The organism is Aquirufa antheringensis, from assembly GCF_023921165.1.
Classification (GTDB): domain Bacteria; phylum Bacteroidota; class Bacteroidia; order Cytophagales; family Spirosomataceae; genus Aquirufa; species Aquirufa antheringensis.
Window position 1 is genome coordinate 1,840,458 of the sequence record NZ_CP049835.1, and the last position, 21,437, is coordinate 1,861,894.

A 21,437-nucleotide genomic window follows, 5' to 3' on the forward strand; every position below is an offset into this window, starting at 1 on the left:
CTTTTTAAGGGATAATTCCCAAATGCTTTAGGGGATTCTAATCACCGCGCTCACCGGGAAATGATCCGTGGGATATTTATTGTCCCACGTTTCGCTATGGGTCGTATGCTGTAAGACTGAAGGCCCATTTTTGACAAAAATATAGTCAATATGCTTACCCTCTTGTTCTTTTGAGAAGCCATTAAAAGAGCTGTATGGTCCATAATGGCCATTTTGGCTAATCTTCTCTGCATCGATAACATGCGCAGGATTTTTTGTGTCTACTAAGACTTGAATGGGCTCGTCATCTGGTGTGGCATTGAAATCCCCTGTTAATATCACCGGAGATTTACCTGCGATTTCAGCTATTTTACGCAATACGAGCTTCGCACTTTCTCTGCGAGCCACCTTGCCTAAGTGATCAAAATGGGTGTTGAATACAAAGAATTTTTTACCGGTTTTAATCTCTTGAAATTGTCCCCAAGTCACCACGCGACGGCAAGCGGCATCCCAGCCAAAACCTACCTTGTCACAAGAGTCTGACAACCAAAACGTTTTCTCCTGGAGCAATTTAAATTTCGATTTGCGGTACATTAAGGCAGAAAATTCTCCTTCTGCTTTCCCATCATCCCGGCCTTTCCCAAACCATCCAAAACCAGGCAATTCCTTCTCTAAATCCGTGATTTGATGTAAGAAAGCTTCCTGTAATCCGATAATATCTGCTTGATGGTAGCGTATCAATTCCCCACAATGCTTCGCGCGGTATTTCCATTGGTTTGCGCCATCTGATTCGGTATCTAATCGCACATTGAAAGTCATGGCCTTTAGCTGGCCAGGGGAGGCAGTAAATTGCGCTGAGGCCGCTGTGCTAGCTAATAAAAGCACAAAACAAGTAAAGGCTTTCAATATGTTCATTACTTGAGGAAATACGCGGTCGTTCTTCCCGTTTTGAATCACAAAATCAGCTCCCCAAAGGTAGTTTTTAGGTTGCGGTTGTAAATCGATTATTTGCATGGTTTCCATATAACTCATACGACTTCTTTTTTGGACATTCTGAATGCGCTCCGGTAAGGGACAATCCACGGTGATCATCTGGGTGATGTGATCAGGCTTCGTGCGCGGTGTGATGAGGGCGGATTCGTATAAACAAAATGGGGCTTCTGGGGCATTTAAAATCCATTCTGAAGCTTGGGAACGAACGGCGGGATGTATGATGGCATTGAGGTGAGCGACATCACCTGGGTATTTTTGTAAGAGGCCTTTGATCCAAGCGCGGTTATAGGAACCGTCTGGAAGGTAGGCTTTAGGACCAAATTCCGCGATAATAGCTTCCTTCACCCCAGCATCCTTCTCGCATATTTCTCGCGCTACTTTGTCCGCTTCAAAAACAGGAATCCCTAGACACGAAAAAATCCGGCAAATGGTTGATTTGCCGGATCCTATTCCGCCTGTAATTCCGATGAAAGGTTTCAGGCCTGTATCCATTGAATTACTCTTCTAGGCGAGATGAAGCGTCTTTAGAGATCGCCGTTTTCTCGAAAACCATCCGAACCCCTTTGCTTGAGTCTACTTCGACTACGATCGTCTTTTCGCGAATCGTAACGACCGTTCCGTGTGCGCCACCGATGGTCACCACTTTGTCACCTGTCTTTAATTCTTCTATAAATTTCTTCGCTTCTTTTGCCTTCTTTTGCTGTGGACGAATCATGAAGAAATAAAATACGACGAAAATACCTCCGAAAAGGATAATTTGCATGTACGCTGGACTCTGTGCTTGTAATAATAACATGTGTTTATTTTTTAGGTATAACTTCTACTTTAAATGCCATTCTGTTTTCTGCGGGCAGCGTATTACAGTAGGCGGTAATGGTTTTTTGCAATTTGCCTTCTTTTCCTTTCGAATCGAACTTCACGCGAATAAATCCCTTTTTGCCGGGTTGAATCACCTCTGTGCTCCATTTAGGCGTGGTACAACCACATGAGGCATTTACTGAGATAATTTTCAAGGGCAAATTCCCAGTATTCTTAAAGTTAAAGGTATGAAAAACACTATCTCCCTCTACTAAACGTCCTAAAGAAACAACGGGTTTGTCCACTTTCAGGATGGGGTGTTTTTCTGCACTCGGTTTTAAGGCTGCTGGGATGGCATTCTCTGTGGCATTGTTTGCCTCCTTTTGCTGGTTTGTGCAGGACAAGGTCCCCAGTAGACAGAAAAAAAGGAGAATAGAACGCATCTTATTTGGCCTTAATCTGAGTCATCATTTTTTCCACGTCCTCTAGCAATTTCTCTGCCTTGATTTTCGCGTCTTGAACGACTTTTTTACCTTCTGATTTTGCAGAAGTTTCAATAACCTCTTTCCCGTCCACGATATCATTAATCAACTGCTTTAATTGATCACGGTATTTATTCAATTGAAAATACAGTTTACTACGGGTATTTTCTCCTTTATCTGGAGCGTATAAGATACCCACTACAGCTCCGGCTGCAGCACCTACGACGAAGGCCCAAAAAGATCTTGATGATTTGCTCATGTTATTTGTTAGCTATGTCGATTAATCCTCGACCTGATTTAGTAATCACTTTTTCGTGAACTAGGCGATTCGAAACGACGTCTAAAATACCATTAATAAACTGGCCAGACTTAGGTGTCGAATAGTTTTTTGCTAGTTCGATGTACTCGTTAATGCTCACTTTTACTGGAATACTGGAGAATTTCACCATCTCGGCTAAAGCCATTTTAAGAATGATAAAATCGGCCACCGCTAGGCGATCTGATTCCCAGTTTTTCGTTTGGTCCCCGATCCAAGCACTTAATTGCTTGTCTTCCGAAACACTATAATCGAATAATTCCTCAAAGAATAACTTATCGTCTTCCCATTGGATGGCGAGTGGTTGTAAACTTAGGTCTTCCAAAGCCTCTATCTTAAAGGTCTTGTTTGCCATACTCTTCACCACGTCCTTATTCAAAGACCAATTTAAATCTTTTTCCTCAAAATACTCCGTCATGGACTCGTGTTTTAAAAGGAAATTTTTCAATACATACACGACAAAGGCTAAATCGTCTTCAAACTTCTTGCCCGCTGTAGGAAGGTAAGTTAAGAAGGTTTCATCTGTCAAGATGTTTTCGATAAATAATTTCTTGATTAAATTTTCTTCATCTTCAGACCAGCCGATGTGGTTCTTATCGAAGGCACGTTGTAAATCACCCCATTTGGAAAGAATATACAAGACCTTGTTTTTTGCCAAAAGTGACGTCTTCGTGTTGTTCTCTAACAAACGTCTATTCTCATCCCAAAGCGCGATTAAGGGCAATTGTTGTAAATAATACAAGATTTTCAGGTATTGCTTATTGATCGATTCGACCTCTGTTACCATATCTTGCTTCAATTTCTTCGCGATTTGCTTCACGTTCGCTTGATACAATTTATAGACAGATTGAGCCGCATCTTGCGCTTCTGCAGGAATCGTTTCTTCGGAAGTAATTTCTTGGAAATACTCTTTTAATTGAATTTCGGCAAGTTGTCGCAGGCCCTCTAAACGAGGCATTTGGTCCTCTTTTGCCACCATTAAAGATAAATCAGGCTGAAAAATGGTCGCTAAACCATCAAAAGCTAATTGATACTGGGCACGTTCTTGTGTATAGAAAGCATACAATTGTTGAAATGCTTTGACACGTAGTAATCTCCTGTTAACCATCCGAAATAAAAGAGCGTCTTGTTTTGAATCCCAAAATTAAGAATTTTAATTGATAAAGGTCCTATCTTTGTAGTCAATTAATCTTTATATGGGCGCATTAGGTCACATCAATCAGTATTTTTGGAAGTACAAATGGCTGCTTTTCCTAGGGATTATCTTTACCTTATTTTCGAATTTCTTTGGTGTATTCCCCGCGCAATTAGTGCGTTATGCACTCGATTTAGTGACGGAAACGATCAACATTTATTTCCTTTTCAAAGGATTTAGCCTCCAAAAAGCCTTCTACGAAATCTTTGGTTTTACCCTCTTCTTCTATGGTGGTCTAATCATTTTAATGGCCATCTTGAAGGGTGTTTTCCTCTTCTTAGTCCGCCAAACCCTCATCGTGATGTCCCGTCACATTGAATTTGAGTTAAAAAACGAAATTTATACGCATTATCAAACCTTGCCTTTGTCCTTCTATCGCCAACAAAATACAGGCGATTTGATGGCCCGCATTTCGGAGGATGTGGGGAAAGTGCGGATGTATGTGGGCCCTAGCATCATGTATGGATTGAATTTAATTACGGTATTTATTCTCGTGATTTATTCGATGTGGCAGGTAAATCAGAAATTGATGTGGTACGTCTTGATGCCTTTGCCCATTTTATCGATTAGTATTTATTATGTGAATTCGGTGATCATTCGCAAGTCAGAGGAGATTCAAGCAGCTCTATCGCAGATTTCCACCTTTGCGCAAGAAGCGTTTTCAGGTATTCGGGTGTTGAAGTCTTTTGTTCGGGAGAAGAAATCGGTCGATGCTTTTACGGAGGCGTCCTCTGCTTACCGGACTAAATCGCTCGGTTTAGTGAAGGTGGATTCTCTTTTTACGCCTTTGATTGCCCTTTTAGTAGGCTTTTCAACGATTTTAGTGGTGTATATTGGTTCGCAGGAAGTGATTGCCGGTCGAATGACGGTGGGTAATATCACGGAATTCATCATGTACGTCTTTATGTTAACGTGGCCGGTGACTGCTTTGGGCTGGACCAGCTCGCAGATTCAACGGGCGGCAGCTTCTCAGAAGCGGATTAATGAGTTTTTAGAGGCCAAATCCGAATTGACCACTGGCATGCAAATTCGCCAAGATATCATTGGTAATTGGGAATTCAAAGGCGTAAGTTTTGCCTATCCAGGTTCTGATCGCTTGGTATTAAACAACGTGAATTTGATGATTTCGGCAGGGGAGTCGGTGGCACTTTTAGGCCAAACGGGTTCCGGTAAATCGACTGTAGCCTTGCTTATGGCACGTTTTTATGATCCAGGTGCTGGAGAGATTTTATTGGATGGCATCTCTTTGAAAGATTGGGATATGGCTTGGGTGCGTTCTTTTGTGGGTTTTGTGCCGCAGGATGTATTTTTATTCTCGACGAGTATCTCAGAAAATATTCGCTTCGGTAATGATGCTTTAACACAACAAGAGATTGAGGTAGCGGCAAAGCAAGCGGATGTCTATGCTAATATTATGGAGTTCCCTGATCAATTCGAAACGATTCTAGGAGAGAGGGGTATCACACTTTCGGGTGGTCAGAAACAGCGGGTGTCGATTGCGCGTGCTTTGGCAAAAAATCCCAAGATGCTCATCTTAGACGACTGTTTATCTGCCGTCGATACACATACGGAACATACGATTCTGGAAAATTTAAAGCAGGTGACGGTAGGAAAATCGTCGCTGATTATTTCTCACCGTGTTTCTTCGGCCCGTCTAGCTAATCGAATCTTTGTTCTAGCTGATGGCCAAATCGTAGAAACGGGCAGCCACGATGAATTGATGGCTAGCAAAACACTCTATTACGAGTTGTACCAGCAACAGTTAAACGAAGAATTACAACAGGTTTCCACTCAGCCGAATTAATTCAATCTCTGCGGTTTTAGCGGCATATTTTGCTTCAATTAAGCGCGTTTCAGCTGCTACCGCATTGCGTTGTACCTCACGTAATTCATAGGAGGTAGCGATACCCACTTTGAAACGATCAAAAGCGATGTCAATATTTTGCTTCGCAATCGTATAATTCTCGGTCTCCAATTGAATCAAATTCATGGAATTCTCATAGGTTACATACGTTTTCTCTAAAGCAGATAACAAGGCATTTTTTAAATCTTCCACTTGCAAAGCTGCAATTTCCGCGTTGATTTTAGCGTTTTGAATTCTGCGCTTTTGGTTATAGCCATCGAAGATATTGATCGTCGCACGCAATCCATAATTAAACACATCACTGCTTCCTTTTTCTACCCCAAAACCCGCTCCATTCGCTACATTACTTAACGCATAACCGGCTACTAAATCAATTTGAGGCTTTTGCTGGCTCTGTAAATTCTTCGTATCTAGATCGCTGATTTTTTTACTCAAAATCGCCCCGATCAAGGTAGGATTTTGGGACAAGGCGCTCATTTTTAGCTCGCTCATTTTTAGTTTAGGCAGTAAGTCAATGGTGTTAACGATTTGGAAATCAGCCTTAAAATCTTTGACTAATAGCGCGTTGAAACCTATTTTCGTGTTAGTATACGATTGCTCTTGAGCGATTAAAAGTGCTTTGTCTTCATTATAATCGACCTGCGCAGAATAATAATCCACTTTAGATCCTTGTCCCACTTCGAAGCGATCTTTCGCTAATTTGAGGCGGTCATTGGAAATTTCTAGCCCTTTTTTGAAGTTATTGACACGCAGGTTTTGGCGTATAATATCGTAATAAGTAGAGGAGATCAAGGCAATCAAGTTCTCAATCGACGACTCCGTTTGTTTCGCCCCTAAGTTTTGTAATTCTTTATAGCGGTCACGCAAGACGAACATCCCTTTTCCATCATAGAGTGTCCAGGCCATCGCCATACCCACGTTTCCGGAATTAGAGTTGACTCCAGATTGCACTAAAGGGGGGCGTAGGCCTCCAAAAAAGGACTGGTCAATCCCAGAAATAGTGTAATTTTTATTCGCGGTTCCTGTGATGGTAGGAAGGAAGCCTGCATTACCTAAGCTATTTTCATTCGCTGCGATTCGTTCTCTTTGTCTAGAAATCTGAATCGAATATTGCTTCGTGATGCCTTGTTGAATGGCGTCTTCTAATGTCAACAAGTGTTGTGCTTGAGCCGCAATAGGTGACAAAAAAGCGATTAAGGCTAGGCGAAATAGTTTCATAGGTATAGGTTACAAACAATCAATAGAACAAACTTAACAAAATCAAGTCACAATAGGAAGGCCAAAGCCTACAAGTACCCATAAGGCTTTTTGTCAAGAAAAGTTTACATTTGTTTCATGGTAACGCATCTCTATATCTACCCCATTAAATCGCTAGGCGCCGTTTCTCTCCGCGAATCTATCCTGGAAAAAGAGGGTTTGCGCGGCGATCGTCGCTTTATGTTAGTTGATTCGAAGGGGATGTTTATTACCCAAAGGACTCGTCCAGCATTGACTCGTTTCGTTTTATCTGAAACGGCTGGCGGTTTTACGGTGAAAGATGCTGTGACGGGATTAGTGAAAGAATTGTCCTGGGAACCTGCCTTAGGTTCTTGGATTCCCGTCGAAATTTGGGAGGATCAATTGCTTGCACGTGAGGTGCTGGAGGGCTGGTCTGAATGGTTTTCTGCTGCCTTGTCTGAAGAGGTGAAATTAGTTCGGATTACACCGGAACAACCTCGGTTGATGAAAGTGAAATACCAGACAGAATTAGCCACAACTACTTCTTTTGCGGATTCTTTGCCGCTGCTTTTAGTCAGTTCTGGATCCTATGCTGCTTTGCAAGAGCGTTTAGAGGAACCCATAGATCAGTTGCGTTTTAGGCCGAATATTATTGTTTCATCGCTGGAGTCTTTTGCCGAGGATACTTGGGCTGAATTAAAGATAGGAGAGGTCTCTCTTTCAGGTGCCAAACCTTGTGCCCGTTGTCCCCTCGTAAACGTGGATCCATCGACAGGGGAGTCAGATAAAAAGACGCTAAAGGCCTTGGCTTTGTTCAGGACGCTAAATCACAAAGTCTATTTTGGGCAGCAATTTGTCCCCATGTCTGTAGGGAAAATTCAGGTAGGAATGGAAGTTCAAGTTATTCAATCGAAAGATGCGATTTATTAAATACTTGTCTTTAGAGGTGGTGCTGGGTGCGATTTTGTACCAATGCTTTCTATTTGAAGTGTATTTTCATTCCCTTCCCCCTGTTGTTGAAGTCAGCTTGTTCGCCTTAGTTGTTTGGTTTTTGTATTTAGTCGATCGCCAAGTAGACATTATCTTTCAGCCCGTTCAAGATGAACGTCATGAATTTCATGTCCAGGATCGCAAATTCTATAGAGTAATTATTGGCCTTTTAGGTGTTGCCATTGCCTGTCTTTTGCCCTTTCAGCGGTTGGAAGTTTTGCTGGCTGGATTTGTATTGCTGTTTCTCGTTATGGTATATGGTTTTGCCTGGCATAAGGGCTGGCTGAGACTGGAAAAGGAGTTGTTTACGTCGGTATTGTATGGCTTAGGGGTGGGATTAGTGATCTGGGTAAGGGAGCCCAGGTCCTTGATACTTCTGTTGCCTTTGATGGCGCTAGCCTATCAAAATCTTTGTTATTTTACTTTAATGGAATCCCCAAGGGACTTTTACTCCGCTAGGTTGAAAAAAACGGAATGGATTCTTATCGGACTTATCAGTGGAATCTATGCTACCACACAGGAAATCTTCATCGTCTTGCCTTTTTTGGTTACATTTGGCATAACGTATGTATTATCTCGTACGGCTTTCTCTGAAGCAAAACGCTTTTGGGGAGATGTAGCCTTTTGGAGTCCACTTATCTACTTTTTACATGGGATTTTTTCAACATAAAGACGCGTACAAAGCCTTGCAATTTCCTGAATTCAGGGCTTATGTGACCGGTAATACCCTTTTTACGATTGCCTTGTTGATACAGGAGGTGGTTTTGGCCTATGAGATTTATAAGATTACGCATAATCCACTGGCTTTAGGTTTGATTGGCTTGGCAGAAGCGGTACCTTTTATGTCCTTGGTGCTTTTTGGTGGTCACTTTGCGGATAATCGGGATAAGAAAACGATTATGCAGGTGACGCTTTCCTTGATTATTGCAGCCTCAGTCTTCCTCTTATATTCGAGTACGCAATTACAATCTGCTGATCAAGATTTCCATATCTATTCCATCTACGCGGTTATTTTTATCATTGGTCTTTCCAAAGGTTTTTTCAGCCCCGCCGCCTCTTCACTTAACCCTTTTTTAGTACCCAAAGAAGTATTTGCCAATGCCGCCACCTGGAATAGTTCGTTCTGGCAGTTAGGCTCTATTTTAGGTCCTGGTGTGGCAGGCTTTTTATATGCATACGCCGGATTATCGGGTTCTTTAGTGACGGTAATTGCCTTATTACTGGGAGTGATGTTTTGTATTTTCCAAATTGATAATCGGCCAGTTCCGGTGAAAACGGTTCACCACGAATCCATTTGGCACAGTTTGCGGGAAGGAATTGCGTATGTATTTAAAACCAAAATCATCCTCTATTCGATTTCGCTAGATTTGTTTTCGGTTCTTTTCGGTGGAGTAATCGCTATTTTGCCCATTTTCGCTGAAGATATTTTGAAAGTAGGAGCGGAGGGTTTAGGAATTTTACGCGCGGCACCTTCCATAGGAGCTGTGGTGACGATGGTTACATTAGTCTATTTCCCGCCTTTGAAACATGCTTGGCGAAACTTGATTTTAGCCATTGCCGGTTTTGGCCTAGCCACCTTCGTTTTCGGTTTATCGACTAATTTTTGGCTTTCGGTGACGGCGCTGTTCTTTACAGGAGCTTTTGATTCGATCTCTGTGGTCATCCGCCAAACCGTCTTACGCTTCTATACTCCTGACGAAATGAGGGGTCGTGTATCCTCCGTGAATGGCGTTTTTGTCAGCACTTCGAATGAAATGGGGGCTTTTGAGTCAGGTGTGGCCGCTAAGGTTTTTGGGACCGTTCCTTCCGTTTTGATAGGAGCGGGCGTGACGATGGTGCTCGTCAGCCTAGTGGCTATCACCTCTAAAGAGCTTTTTGACTTGAAAGTCGACGAAAAAGTCTCCGAATAATTAAGCGTTCTCGTTTGCTATTTTTGCTTTGTTCTTTGCTATTTGTTCTGGCCAGCCTTTCAAGATCTCGGTCAAAGCCTTCTTCGACTCTTGTGCCCACTGAATGCTTTGAATCGCTTGCACATTACTCGCATTTTCTCCTAACAGGCATGGAAGTATTTTAATGTGGTAATCTTCCATTTTCTTCGCAGAAATAATCACCGTCGCATCACAAGACAAGTGGTGGATGATGCCATCGGGTGTTTGGCCTTCTGACACATAAAAATGATCTAATTGAGCTAAATGGATCGTTTTCTCTGCAATTAAATCTTCTCCTTGGAAATGCAATTGCGTGATAAAGTCATCTCCCACGGCTACATACGAAACACGTTTTTTACCTGATTTCTCCGCGAAAAAATCGCCGATCGATTGGAAGAAATTACGCTTCGAAAGCGTAGTGATTCCAAGTCCTTTGGTGTTTGCGGGTAGATGAGACTGTATAAATTGAAAAGTGCTGGGCAGGTGAAGAGACATAGTAAAACAGATTATATTTCGATTCTAATTTTAGGCTTAGGGAATTCAAAGTAAGTAGAGAATGTTTTGAACCAGGCGTGAATGACTTCAAATCCAGTTTTGTCTAGCTTGTATTCGATGAATTGCCCCTTTTTATCCGCTTGAATCAGTTTGGCCTGTTTTAATAGATCCAAATGATGCGAAATACTCGGTTTACTCATATCAAACTGGCTAGCAATCTGTCCGGCGTTTTGAGGGCCATTGACTAAGAATTGCAAGATCTCTCTCCGGGTAGGATCGTTGATTGCTTTGAATTTTGTGTCCATCTTAATTAGATAATTAAGCGAATGTCTAAATTAAAATTCAGAAATGCAAATATTAGGCGTCGGATTTGCGGTAGGCTTCGATTAATGCGATTTCTCCTTCTTTACCAGGCTTTGAATTTCCGTGTTCCATCCCCAAAACGCCGGAAAAACCTTTTTGTTTTAAGTGTCTGAAAATAGTTTGGTAATTCACCTCACCCGTTGTAGGTTCTTTACGACCTGGATTATCCCCTATTTGTAGATAAGCAATTTCGTCCCAGCATTTGTCCATATTCGCGATCAGATTTCCCTCATTGCGTTGCATGTGGTACATATCGAAAAGAATCTTGCAGGAAGGGGAGGCCACCGCGCGACAAATGCTATAGGTTTGGTCTGAATAGCGTAAGAATAAGTCTGAATTGTCGCTTAAGGGCTCTAAAACCATCGTTAATCCCGCGGGTTCTAAAATTTCAACCGCGCGTTTTAGGTTGTCGATCACGTGCCCTGTTTGAATTCCGATAGGAAGATTTCGCGTGAAATTACCAGGAACCACCGTTGCCCATTTCGCATCCACTCGCTTGGAAGTTTCCACTGCTTTTCGACAGGAAGCTAGGAATAAATCGGTCCATTCCTTTTTCCCGGTAGTCATGGTTTGCTTATCGAAAAAACCATCGAATTTGATCACAAAAACGCCCATTTTCATGTTGAGCTTGGCTAATTTCTCCCCGATTTTCTCTTGTAAAGCCACCGGTCTCTCCATTAGTTCGTTGTCCTCTAAAGCCGTGAACCCTTGGTCATACATATACTGAAGTTGATCCAGTTCAGAAGCCCCAGCATGGTTTTTAAACATCCCAAAATGCGGCGCATAGTTTAGCTCAAATTGTTTTTCGCGTACAATTGCGGAGCCTTTGGAGAAAGACGGGATCAATAAACTTGCTCCTAGGAGGGAGGCGAAATCACGGCGATTCATCTTATTTCTTCTTTAAAGTGGATAAATATTCGATAAGGTCAACTAGTTCTGGCGTACTCATTCCATCGGCTAAACCTTCTGGCATCAAGGACTCCGGTAGTTGTTTGTAGGATTTTAGCGCAGATGTTTTAAAACTTTTAACGATTCCACCTGGAATGCGCAACACGATATCCGTTTCGTTCTTAGAGACAATAATTCCTTGATACGTATCTCCGGATTTTGTCTTTACTTCAAAGGTTTCATAGCCAAAACCAATCCCCGCATTCGGGTGTAAAATGGACATATACATTCCTTCTTTTGATAATTTCGTGCCTATTTCACTCAATTTAGGACCAAAATCAATGCCTTCATTATTCACCAGGTGGCACATCGTACACGAATTCGTGAAGACGACTTTTCCCTTCACTGCATCTCCTGACATGTTGATTAATTCAGCCATCACTGGATGGGCCTTTTTGGTTTCAGTTTGATGTTTGGCTAAATAACTATTTGCTTTCATTCGAATGGACTTTCTCCACGCCTTTTGGAGACTTTCCACTACCAAAGGGACATAAGCGGTAGCGATTTTCTTCTTCTCTAATAAGTCTAAGACAAATTCTTCCGTTGGATAAGCATTACCAATTACGCGTGCGGCCTGCATTTGGACTGCTTTACTCAATTTAGGATTGGCTGTGGCCTCATACAATAATTGCGCAGATTCTGTTTTCCCCTGCCAGCGCAACATCTCAATTAATGCTAGTTGTTCCGCTTCTTTACCCGTGAAGAATTTCGAGCGGATTAATGCAGCACCTCCAGGCAAATTATACACTACTTGCCCCGCTTTAGAAGATTCCTTCCCAGCTAAAATCATCCCTAACACGCGTGGACTTTCCTCTTTTAATTGGTAATAATCCACTAATTCGAGGTATTGCTTCCCTGAGATTTGCTTTAACAAGGCGGAGAGCACGACTTTGACCTCTGGATGTGAGGCGATGTAAGCCGGTTTCATGTGGCGAACAGCCTCTAGTTGAGCAGAAACATCCGTGGCAAACTTACCGTTGATCAGCGCGAATAATGCCTCTGATTTTTGTTCTCCTGGCATGAAATCCAAGGCTCGGAAATAGGCTAGCGACTTTGTGTTTCCAATCAATTCGATTAATGCAGGTAATGCTTTCTCCGTTCTTGCTCGCCAAACGACATCCGAATATCCCTTCGAATTTTCTGGTTTTAATGCTGCATAGGCTGCAAAACGCTCGTCCCAGTTACCATCCGCTCCAATTCCCAAAGCCTCTAGATACCATCGATCTGTTCCGTTATGGCGCATCGCTAGACTCGCCCATAATTGATTCACTTCCTCTCCAGAAAGATGGCGCAAGGCGATCGCTAATTCGCGTCTAACAGACGCGTGTTGATCTTTTGCCGCTTTTGCCGCTAGAGTAGACCATTCCGTGTAAGGTTTCTGCTTTGCTGCTCGAATCGCCATCGCTTTCAGGTTTGGATTCGATTGATCGAACGCTTTTAGGATAAATTCATTCGAACGTGATCCTTGATTTAAAACCCAAAATGCTCTGGCTCTAAACCGGGGATTTTCATTCGTATTAAATTCATTTTCCAACACGGATTCAGCCTTAGTTCCCATTTTTTTCAAAGCCTGAAAGGCTAGAAAGCGGATTTCTAAGTTGGGGTTCTCCAGTGCTTTGAAAGCTGATTCTGGTGTACTTAAATCAAAGTTTGTTTTATGATAGGCGTGTCCTTTGGGGGCAATACGGTAGATACGACCTTTGGCCTGATCACCCGCCTGATGTCCACCTACACCCGGATCGTACCAGTCAGCGACGAAAAGAGATCCATCCGGAGCAGCCGCCACATCCGCAGGTCTAAACCATTGATCTTTAGATGTTATGAGGTTATTAATTCGTGCCTCGTATCCAGCTCCCCAAGGGGTAGTAGCATAGGAGCGAACCACATTAGGACCCGCATCCGTGTGAATCATTTGATTTTGGAAGATAGAAGGCAATAAATTACCCTCATAAATGATCATTCCCGTAGGAGATCCAGCGCCCGTTTGCAGTAAATTAGGTACCACCCCTGGATCATTCAAATGCCAGTGACGCAAAGGAATTTCTTTTTCAATGTTAGTCCGGTTAACATACCAACCTTCTCCAGTCATTTCATCCACATAACCGTAGTTTCCGTGCTCAAAGACGGCATTTATCCGAACTCCTTTGTTTCCATCGTCATCATTATCTGATTGCCAAAGAGCCCCATAGGAATCCACTGCCACTTCGTAATTATTTCTAAAATTATGTCCCAATACCTCGACTTGGCTACCATCTAAATTGCAACGGAAAACCATTCCTTGGCGGTATTTCTTGGGTCCAATCGGATCTCCATCTTGATCCAAGACCGGATTACCTTTGGCATCCAACAATTGCTTTCCCTCATTTCCTAGATTAAAATACAATTTCCCATCGGGCCCAAACGTAAACGCGTGCGCCCCGTGATCGTGCTGATCCCCCCCAATGCCGGAGAAAAGGACTTCCTTGCGATCCGCCTTGCCATCTCGGTTATCATCAAACATTTTCCAGATGTAAGGACTCTGCGACACGATGACCATGGAATCCAAGACCGCGATCCCTAAAGGAGCGTTGAGCTCAGGCGATTGGTAAAATACTTTCCGACTATCTGCCTGTCCATCCCCATTCGTATCCTCTAAAATCACGATGCGATCCCCTTGTGGATTCGTGGGATTACCGTTAATTCCCGGTCGGTAGTTATAAGCCTCTAACACCCAAACCCGACCTTTCGAATCCACATCGATGTTCGTAGGATTGATCAGCATCGGTTCTGCCGCAAAGGGCTTTACCTCTAGGCCTTCTGGTACTTGTAGCGTAGATACCTTTGTTTGAACGGAATCAGCAGTGTTTTTTTTCAGCTGAACCATTTTAGGGATGCCTAAGCTAACAAGGCTAATCATCCCACCTAGAAATAGGAGCGGTGCTTTTTTAACGATTTTCATTTTCTTAACGAATAGTAGAGAAGGTAGTAGGGGTCATAAAGATCGACTCGATTTTTTCAATAATCTTGCCGTCTTTTTCAGAGTCTGTGGATACTTGTTTCCATTTAGGATCATTTACAAATGCCCCCCAATTCGCTTTCGCAGCCTCTTCTGATGGATGCGCGACAAGGTAAACTAATTTGCTTTGCACAGTTGGATCTTTTTCGATGGTCGTAAAGTACGCGATATTCTTAATGTCATGCGATTTGAAAATTTTCATCGTATGATCTCTGAATCGCGCTAAGATGGCTGGATTTCTGCCTGGTAATTGAGTGTAGGTACGTAACTCAAATACCTGATCTACGGGACCACCGGAAGGTTTGATTTTAGGACTAAAATCTGTTGCGTTCATAAAAACACTCGTTACTTTAGCGACTATTTTGCCTGTTTCCTCTGATTTTTTCGAAACAGTCCTCCATTCAGGATCACTGCCAAAATGCTTCCAAGAGGAATCTCTAGCTGCTTGAGATGGATAGGCTAAAATATAATAAAGGGCATTTTCTGTATTGTTGGAAGGGATCCAATAGCCCACATTCGTCATACCATGTTTTTCGAAAATTTTCGTAGTATGATTCGTAAATCGTTGGATTAAAGCGTCTAATCTGCCCGGATGGCAATAGTAGATGCGCATTTCGAAATAACGGGTGTCTGTTTTTTTAGCGTTAACAGCAAAAGAGAATAGACCTGCACACAGCAAGGTCAAAAGGAATAATTTTTTCATAAGGTATAATAGGTTTGTGCGAATTTACGGATTTAATCGTCTTTTTAGTAGTTTGTCGATCATAAAAAAGATCATCTCCGGTTTAAGCGTTCTCCAGTTCGGAATTTGGAGGTTTCCGCCAAAATTCAGGTAGTAATCAATCTTGTATTTGGCCCACTCTTCCTCTACAAAAGGCGCAAAATGCATCGCCGCAATCCAGCCATCTTCCACATCCTCAAACCATTCTGCATAATAATCATCCTCAAAAGAGCCGTGAAAATTCAACACATTTTCCCCCACTAAAATGAAGTGCTTTATTCCCGCATCGACGAGATGATCCACCACCGTTCGCTTCAAATGCATCACATCATTATGTAGCGTATCATTCCATTCTCCAAACAATTCAATAATTGTGTATTTCGCCGCATAGTCCGTAAATAGAATCTTGCAAAAGAGCGTTTCAGAGCCTATATCATCCCAAAGTGGATGAATATAATAACCGTAAATATCATTTTCGTAAGTCGTCTCAGAATAATGTCTGCCAAAGAAGGGGGACTTTTTATCGCGTGCTGCGACATAAAGAGATTCCCATTGGAAGGAAGGTTCAATGTTTTGCATACTCTAAGAACATAAAAAAGGCTTGAATATGCAACCTTTTAGTAGACTAACGCATCTATAAGAGCAATTATCAGTTAATTGATAATTTATAGTACCTTGTATTGCAAAGTACCTTTTGTTTTCTATCTTTGTATTAGATTCAAATGTTAACCATGAAAAAACGTCGCCAGCTTCTACTTTTACTCGTTTTTTGCAGTTTCCAAGCCATGTCTTTAGGCTTTCCTCATCGCTTATATCCCGCGAAGTTTATTAAAAAGACTATCCAAGTTTTTGTAAAGAACTCAAAGAAATAATGTTTAATTTTGGTCGAAAGACTAGAATACTATGAGCTTATTATTTATTGAGTGGAACGCTGATCCGACTATTATCACCCTTTTAGGATTTCCTATCCGTTGGTATGGCTTGTGTTTTGCTTTAGCTTTTTTGGCCGGATTTCAGGTCGTAAGCTATCTATTCAAAAAAGAGGGTAGACCTGTCGAACAAGCGGATCAACTCTTGTTGTATACGATGATAGGAACAGTGGCAGGAGCTCGAATGGGGCATTATTTTTTCTATGAATTCCCCTTGTTATTTGCGGATCCCGTTCGTTTTTTTATTCAAATGATCACACCTCCCTTTTCCGGTTTAGCCTCTCATGGCGCGGCAATTGGCCTATTTGTAGCGTATTATCTGTATACTAAAAAACACAAAGATCAATCTTATCTCTATGTAACGGATCGAATGGTTATTGCAGCGGCGTTAGCTGGTTTCTTTATCCGTTTCGGGAATTTGATGAATTCGGAGATCATTGGGAAACCGACTGATTTACCTTGGGGATTCAAGTTTTTACGTGATTATGAGTTCAATCCGAGTGGCTTAGCTGCCTTTGTGGTGCCTCGCCATCCCTCTCAATTGTATGAGGCATTATCATGTCTACTTTTATTTTTTATACTGTTGTATTTGTGGAATCTGAAAAAAGAAAAGACACCGGCGGGTTTATTGACGGGTATTTTTATGATTTTCGTTTTCACGCTCCGCTTCTTTTATGAATTTTTAAAGGAGAATCAGAGTTCATTCGAAAATAGTTTGACCCTAAATATGGGCCAAATCCTTTCCATTCCGGCTGTCCTGTTTGGTATCGGAGTTCTTTTGTACGATAAAAGAAAGGCTTAATTCGAGTAGTCGAATCGCAGGTGATCTAAATTAGGCAGCTGTTTTTTAGGGCGTTTTACCTCGTAATCGTAAATGACTTGACCTAGGTTTTTATAGAAGGGAAATCCGATGGTATCATAATCGTATTGCTCATCATTGAAGATCTCATCCTCATTACAAAGTAAAACCGCGGTTACCATAAATTCGACTTTCTTATCAAAATCCACCACATAGGCGTTGTCAAGTAAGAATCCGTAGGCATCGCCCACCTTGTTGAAAATGCGAATTGATGGATTCAAAGAGGCATTTTTCTCTGATCCGTAATAAAAGAACTTGCAATAAGTCGCGAACTCCTCCGTGTAAATAGGATCTTTCGATTCAGTCGGATACATGGACATATAGCGGTACAGAAACCCATAATCCTCTTTAGACAGCTGGAATCGATCTTTTGCTGGGAAGGCATCAGGCAACATTAATCTTTTGAGGAAATCATGTTGTGCCTGCAATGGATAGGCATTTTTTAAACTAAAGTCTAATGGTTTGTCTTCCACCACACCCGCATCATTCCTGGTTCCTTTTCCTATTAAAATAGGAGCTGCCGCGCTATAGGGTTTTTTGTTAAAGGCTTCAGCTTGGTCCAGAACGACTTTGCCATTGGATATGAATCGAATAGGATTGGTGTATTGATTCTCTAAGCGAGGCAGAGGAGTTTGTAAACGGTGGGTAAGTCTAACACCTTTAAATCCCTTAGAAAGCATCGTTTCGTTGAACGGGCGTTGTCCTAAAAATTCATAGAGGCGATTGTATGCCTCATTATCGGAGACTAATAAAATCTTTTTAATATAGTGCTCCACGCTAGGCAAGCCTGATTTTGTGGTGGAATCAGTCTTGATTTCGAGCTGAGATGGTCGGTTTTTTAGGGTTTGAAAGGTGGTTGATTTATCAATTTTTAAAGTATTCAATTTTTCTAAGGCCAAAACACTCGCCGCTAATTTTACGGTACTTGCTGGATAGAAATATTCATTCGAATCTGAGCGGTAGGAATAGGTGGTCAGCGTAGGCTTGTTTTTCGCATCGCGATCTATTTGCGTGTAAAGGATTTGGAGGCGGTATTTTTCCGGGTTATCCGTTAGTTTCTTGAATTTATCAGGGTTAGATAGCAATAATTGCTCCAGGATCTTGGCGGGTTTTTGAGCGAATGTACTCATGCTGATCATCTCGGTGATTAATAGGAAAAATAGAATTCTACGCATAGCTTTTGATGGCTTCTGTGATGGTATCCATATCTGCTAATGTAAGGCAGGCAGGTAAGATGGCACGGCAAACGGGAGGCGCCGTGATGTCTGGATAGGCAAAATGATTTACTAAAATACCAGCGGATTTTAGGTGTTCGAATAAGCCTGGAGCTTTGGAACAGAATGCGGGATAACCCGGTTCATAGGTCACAGGAGCATTAAATCCCTTGAGATTGTCTGCGAATCGATCTGCTAATGCCTTGCTTTTCAGGCTTTGCTCCTGATAAGCCTTCATCGATTGCAACCCAGCATAACAAAAGGCGGGATTAGGGGGCGATGAACCCACCCAAAAGGAATCCTTTTTAATCTCTTCTATGTCTGCAGCTGCACCTAAAATGACACCAGCGGGTAATCCGAAGGCTTTAGAGAGCGAAACGGTTTGCAAAAGATGTCCAGCAAAAGGAATGTGAATATCCTGAATTCCAGCACGATGGGACTCGTCTACGATCAAATAATTACTAGGGTCCACGGTGGTGGCAAAAGAGAAATCAAAGCTGTTGATCCAGGGCGATCCGATACCGTCAGTGGCGAGTATTTGGCCTTTTTGATGGCTTGAGATCCAATCTTTATAGCTTCCAGTGAAGGGAATGTATGGATGGCGCCACAAGGCAGGGTGTGCCTGAGGTGCTAGGTTTAGGGTTAAGCCTTTTTGTTGGGCGTATTGGATCGCGATTTGGGCGGCAGCTAGGCCGGAAGAACAGAGGGCTGCGGCTTCTACTTGAAAATAATCGGCTAGTGCACGTTCAAAATCTTCCCAAATTGAAAATTGTAAATTGTTGCGACGGGAGCTGCCAAAGTTTTGGGAATACTGTTCAATTCCTTCTGCTAAGGCCTCTTGAAAGGTCGGATGAGAACCAATGTTCAGGTAATTCGTGCCTCCTAACCAGAGGTATTCTGCACCTTCAAAGGTAATTTTTCGGCCCGGAATGTGATTTTCTGTAAACGAGTAACTCATAGTAAAGAAGCTCCAGTACCAGGTAAAGTAGCATATGAAACCACGCCGTAGTCGATGGTAATACCGGTCGAAATTTGGTCATCCACTAATAAGCAGCCGTCCATATCAACGTAATCGAGTAAGGGAAGTAGTTGCGCGATGGCGGAGCAACCGATGGTCGATTCCGTCATACAGCCCACCATGACTTTTAGTCCTAGGCTTCTGGCTTTTTTGATCATGCGCAGGGCAGGCGTTATGCCACCGCATTTCATTAATTTGATATTGATGCCATGGAAATAACCTGCACATTTCTCTACATCCGACTCTAGAATACAGCTTTCATCGGCAATAATGGGCAAGGTAGATTCCTTGAAAACGCGCTTCATGCCCTCCCAATTATCCGCTTTCAAGGGTTGTTCGATGAATTCTACCCCTAGTTTTGCTAATTCTGGGGCGAAATAAATGGTTTGTTCGGGTGTCCAAGCGGTATTGGCATCGACGCGGAAAATAGCATCTGTTTCTCTTCGTAAGGCTTCCACGATTTCTAAATCTTCGTCGGTTCCCAGTTTTATTTTATACAGGGGAAAGGGAGTCTCCTGCATTTTGGCCACCATCTTCTCTACCGTATCGATCCCGATCGTGTAATCCGTGATAGGATTATTGGAGATGTCTAAGTCCCAAATCTCATAGAGCGGTTTGTTATGCGTCTTTCCCCACAGGTCCCAATAGGCTACGTCCAGCGCACAAAGCGCGAAAGGGTGTTCGTCTAATAGGGTTTTGGACATCATCGCCCAAAAATCACTCGGATGTGGTAATATATCGTGCGGCAATAAATCGATAATTGACTCGATTTGCGATTTCATTTTCGCCATCGTCACCCCGTAATAGGGTGTCTCGGTCGCTTCCCCAAAACCACTTTTTCCATGCCAGCTCAGCTCCACTATCAGGGTGGGTTGCACGTCACGCGATTCATGCGTAATCGTGAACGTGTGCTTTAGAGGCAAATCGAAAGTATGTAGTTTCAGTTCCATACGGGCTTATTTGAGTGGAATATAGGGCAATTTCTTCGCTTTATCACCCGCTTTTTGCCAAACCAATCCATCGGCACGAGACCAACTAATCAAGTCTCCTGAGCCATTGTGCGCTAACACTTCTCCATTCTCTACCGGGATCCATTGATCTAATTCCGCGGAGGGTTTAGGTAAGAATTTGATTTCTTTCACATTGTATTCCACCCATTCGCCAGATACCCATGGAAGGAAATAGACCCAGAAACAAGTCAACGTCGAGATCGGATTTCCAGGGAAAGCGAAAACTACTTTTCCATCGGAACGAGTAGCGACAAGCATCGGCTTGCCGGGTTTTTGAGTAATTTTATGAAAGACGGTTTCGAATCCAGCCTCTGCTAAAACAACCGGAATTAAATCCTTTTTGCCCGCTGAAACTCCGCCGGAAAGCAAGATGATGTCATTTGATTCCAACACCTTATCGATGTTAGCTTTGATTTTCTCCGCAGAATCAGGTAGGTGACTAGAGTTTGCTTTGAAACCTTTGGACAATAATACCGACTTCAACATCATCACGTTCGAACTGCGAATCTGGTGATCTTTCGGTGTCTCGTGTAAGCCTACAATTTCGTCTCCAGTAGAGAAAATGTGTACGTGAGGCTTCGATTCTACTTCAATATGGGCTTTACCCACAGTCGCTGCGATCGCAATTTCCACTGGCCCAATCTTCGTTCTTTTCTTCACTAAAACGGAACCAGCTGGTGCATCCGCACCTTGCAGGTGAATGAATTGGCCTTTTTCTAATGGTGTTTTACCTATATAAGTCGCAATTTTTTTCTCGATACTTAGATCCTCGATTTTAATGATGGCTTCCGTACCACGCGGGGCCGTAGCGCCTGTCATGATTTCCAAAGAACCATCCATCTTTTTAATCGCTTTCACCGGTTCTCCTGCAAATAACATGCCCTCAATCTTCCACGTAGGTGCGGTGATATCCTTCACCGCAATGCCGTCCATCATGGCCCGGTCAAAAGGAGGGAAGTCACGATCTGCCACAATTTTTTCGGCGATATTCATCCCTAAGGTTTTCGCCAAAGGTAATTTTTCCGTGCGAAATGGAATGGTGATGTTTTTAAGGAGTTCAATGGCTTCTAAAGGGCTGATCATGTTTGTTGTTTTACGTAATTGTTAAATTTCGCTATTTTT

General features: G+C 42.5%; 21 protein-coding genes. 5 read left to right on the plus strand and 16 right to left on the minus strand.

The genetic code is table 11. The features are described 5' to 3' along the window. Positions 1 to 27 precede the first annotated feature (27 nt). From coaE to nusB, 5 genes are read right to left on the minus strand one after another with little or no spacing between them, the layout of a single operon-like run. The gene (gene coaE / locus G9X63_RS08305) at positions 28 to 1,464 is read right to left on the minus strand and encodes a dephospho-CoA kinase (protein WP_252622425.1); all 1,437 of its coding nucleotides are present in this window, start codon (positions 1,462 to 1,464) and stop codon (positions 28 to 30) included. A 4-nt stretch (positions 1,465 to 1,468) separates the two neighbouring features. Further along, the gene (yajC, locus tag G9X63_RS08310; RefSeq protein WP_130896154.1) at positions 1,469 to 1,768 is read right to left on the minus strand and encodes a preprotein translocase subunit YajC; all 300 of its coding nucleotides are present in this window, start codon (positions 1,766 to 1,768) and stop codon (positions 1,469 to 1,471) included. 4 nt (positions 1,769 to 1,772) lie between these two features. Further along, positions 1,773 to 2,213 carry a DUF1573 domain-containing protein gene (locus G9X63_RS08315; RefSeq protein ID WP_252622426.1) on the minus strand — a complete coding sequence of 147 codons (441 nt, stop codon included), beginning with the start codon at positions 2,211 to 2,213 and terminating at the stop codon, positions 1,773 to 1,775. Position 2,214: 1 nt separating this feature from the next. Further along, positions 2,215 to 2,511, minus strand: coding sequence for a YtxH domain-containing protein (locus tag G9X63_RS08320; protein WP_130896156.1), 297 nt, complete (start codon positions 2,509 to 2,511; stop codon positions 2,215 to 2,217). Position 2,512: 1 nt separating this feature from the next. Continuing rightward, a complete protein-coding gene (nusB, locus tag G9X63_RS08325) occupies positions 2,513 to 3,676 on the minus strand; it encodes a transcription antitermination factor NusB (RefSeq protein ID WP_130896157.1) in 1,164 nt (387 codons plus the stop codon). An 88-nt stretch (positions 3,677 to 3,764) separates the two neighbouring features. Here nusB and G9X63_RS08330 point away from each other — a divergent pair, with 88 nt between their 5' ends. Beyond that, positions 3,765 to 5,567 carry an ABC transporter ATP-binding protein gene (locus tag G9X63_RS08330; protein ID WP_252622427.1) on the plus strand — a complete coding sequence of 601 codons (1,803 nt, stop codon included), beginning with the start codon at positions 3,765 to 3,767 and terminating at the stop codon, positions 5,565 to 5,567. On the opposite strand, the gene G9X63_RS08335 is transcribed toward G9X63_RS08330, so the two are convergent. After that, positions 5,538 to 6,845 carry a TolC family protein gene (locus G9X63_RS08335; RefSeq protein ID WP_252622428.1) on the minus strand — a complete coding sequence of 436 codons (1,308 nt, stop codon included), beginning with the start codon at positions 6,843 to 6,845 and terminating at the stop codon, positions 5,538 to 5,540. The genes G9X63_RS08330 and G9X63_RS08335 overlap by 30 nt on opposite strands. 117 nt (positions 6,846 to 6,962) lie before the next feature. Between G9X63_RS08335 and G9X63_RS08340 the strand changes: the two genes are divergently transcribed. Genes G9X63_RS08340 through G9X63_RS08350 form a run of 3 tightly spaced genes read left to right on the plus strand, consistent with a single transcriptional unit; the run spans position 6,963 to position 9,745 of the window. Beyond that, positions 6,963 to 7,775 carry an MOSC domain-containing protein gene (locus G9X63_RS08340; RefSeq protein WP_252622429.1) on the plus strand — a complete coding sequence of 271 codons (813 nt, stop codon included), beginning with the start codon at positions 6,963 to 6,965 and terminating at the stop codon, positions 7,773 to 7,775. After that, positions 7,762 to 8,505, plus strand: a complete 744-nt coding sequence (locus G9X63_RS08345) for a hypothetical protein (protein WP_252622430.1) — start codon at positions 7,762 to 7,764, stop codon at positions 8,503 to 8,505. The genes G9X63_RS08340 and G9X63_RS08345 overlap by 14 nt, the downstream gene beginning before the upstream one ends. Further along, positions 8,486 to 9,745 (plus strand): MFS transporter, encoded by a 1,260-nt coding sequence (locus tag G9X63_RS08350; protein ID WP_252622431.1) that lies wholly within the window; start codon positions 8,486 to 8,488, stop codon positions 9,743 to 9,745. The genes G9X63_RS08345 and G9X63_RS08350 overlap by 20 nt, the downstream gene beginning before the upstream one ends. On the opposite strand, the gene G9X63_RS08355 is transcribed toward G9X63_RS08350, so the two are convergent. The 6 genes from G9X63_RS08355 to G9X63_RS08380 are packed head-to-tail and all read right to left on the minus strand — an operon-like array spanning position 9,746 to position 15,864. After that, positions 9,746 to 10,258 carry a hypothetical protein gene (locus G9X63_RS08355; protein ID WP_252622432.1) on the minus strand — a complete coding sequence of 171 codons (513 nt, stop codon included), beginning with the start codon at positions 10,256 to 10,258 and terminating at the stop codon, positions 9,746 to 9,748. An 11-nt stretch (positions 10,259 to 10,269) separates the two neighbouring features. Further along, complete coding sequence (locus G9X63_RS08360) at positions 10,270 to 10,563, minus strand: autorepressor SdpR family transcription factor (protein WP_130896164.1); 294 nt, start codon at positions 10,561 to 10,563, stop codon at positions 10,270 to 10,272. A gap of 52 nt (positions 10,564 to 10,615) precedes the next feature. Beyond that, positions 10,616 to 11,509, minus strand: a complete 894-nt coding sequence (locus tag G9X63_RS08365; protein WP_252622434.1) for a hydroxypyruvate isomerase family protein — start codon at positions 11,507 to 11,509, stop codon at positions 10,616 to 10,618. A 1-nt stretch (position 11,510) separates the two neighbouring features. Then, entirely contained in the window at positions 11,511 to 14,507 is a 2,997-nt protein-coding gene (locus tag G9X63_RS08370) for a PVC-type heme-binding CxxCH protein (RefSeq protein ID WP_252622436.1), read from the minus strand. 4 nt (positions 14,508 to 14,511) lie between these two features. Next, on the minus strand, positions 14,512 to 15,267 hold the full coding sequence (locus G9X63_RS08375; RefSeq protein WP_252622438.1) for an NIPSNAP family protein: 756 nt from the start codon (positions 15,265 to 15,267) through the stop codon (positions 14,512 to 14,514). Between the two features lie 24 nt (positions 15,268 to 15,291). Continuing rightward, on the minus strand, positions 15,292 to 15,864 hold the full coding sequence (locus G9X63_RS08380; protein WP_252622440.1) for a hypothetical protein: 573 nt from the start codon (positions 15,862 to 15,864) through the stop codon (positions 15,292 to 15,294). Positions 15,865 to 16,188: 324 nt separating this feature from the next. Between G9X63_RS08380 and lgt the strand changes: the two genes are divergently transcribed. Next, complete coding sequence (gene lgt, locus G9X63_RS08385; RefSeq protein WP_252622442.1) at positions 16,189 to 17,016, plus strand: prolipoprotein diacylglyceryl transferase; 828 nt, start codon at positions 16,189 to 16,191, stop codon at positions 17,014 to 17,016. Here lgt and G9X63_RS08390 read toward each other — a convergent pair. The 4 genes from G9X63_RS08390 to G9X63_RS08405 are packed head-to-tail and all read right to left on the minus strand — an operon-like array spanning position 17,013 to position 21,398. Next, on the minus strand, positions 17,013 to 18,248 hold the full coding sequence (locus tag G9X63_RS08390) for a serine hydrolase (RefSeq protein WP_252622444.1): 1,236 nt from the start codon (positions 18,246 to 18,248) through the stop codon (positions 17,013 to 17,015). The genes lgt and G9X63_RS08390 overlap by 4 nt on opposite strands. Next, complete coding sequence (locus G9X63_RS08395) at positions 18,241 to 19,245, minus strand: aminotransferase class I/II-fold pyridoxal phosphate-dependent enzyme (protein WP_252622446.1); 1,005 nt, start codon at positions 19,243 to 19,245, stop codon at positions 18,241 to 18,243. Before G9X63_RS08395 ends, G9X63_RS08390 begins: the two co-directional genes overlap by 8 nt. After that, entirely contained in the window at positions 19,242 to 20,255 is a 1,014-nt protein-coding gene (locus tag G9X63_RS08400) for a dipeptide epimerase (RefSeq protein WP_252622448.1), read from the minus strand. Before G9X63_RS08400 ends, G9X63_RS08395 begins: the two co-directional genes overlap by 4 nt. Positions 20,256 to 20,261: 6 nt before the next feature. Further along, positions 20,262 to 21,398: a molybdopterin molybdotransferase MoeA gene (locus G9X63_RS08405; protein WP_252622450.1), complete on the minus strand. Its 1,137-nt coding sequence runs from the start codon at positions 21,396 to 21,398 to the stop codon at positions 20,262 to 20,264. Between the last annotated feature and the right edge of the window lie 39 nt (positions 21,399 to 21,437).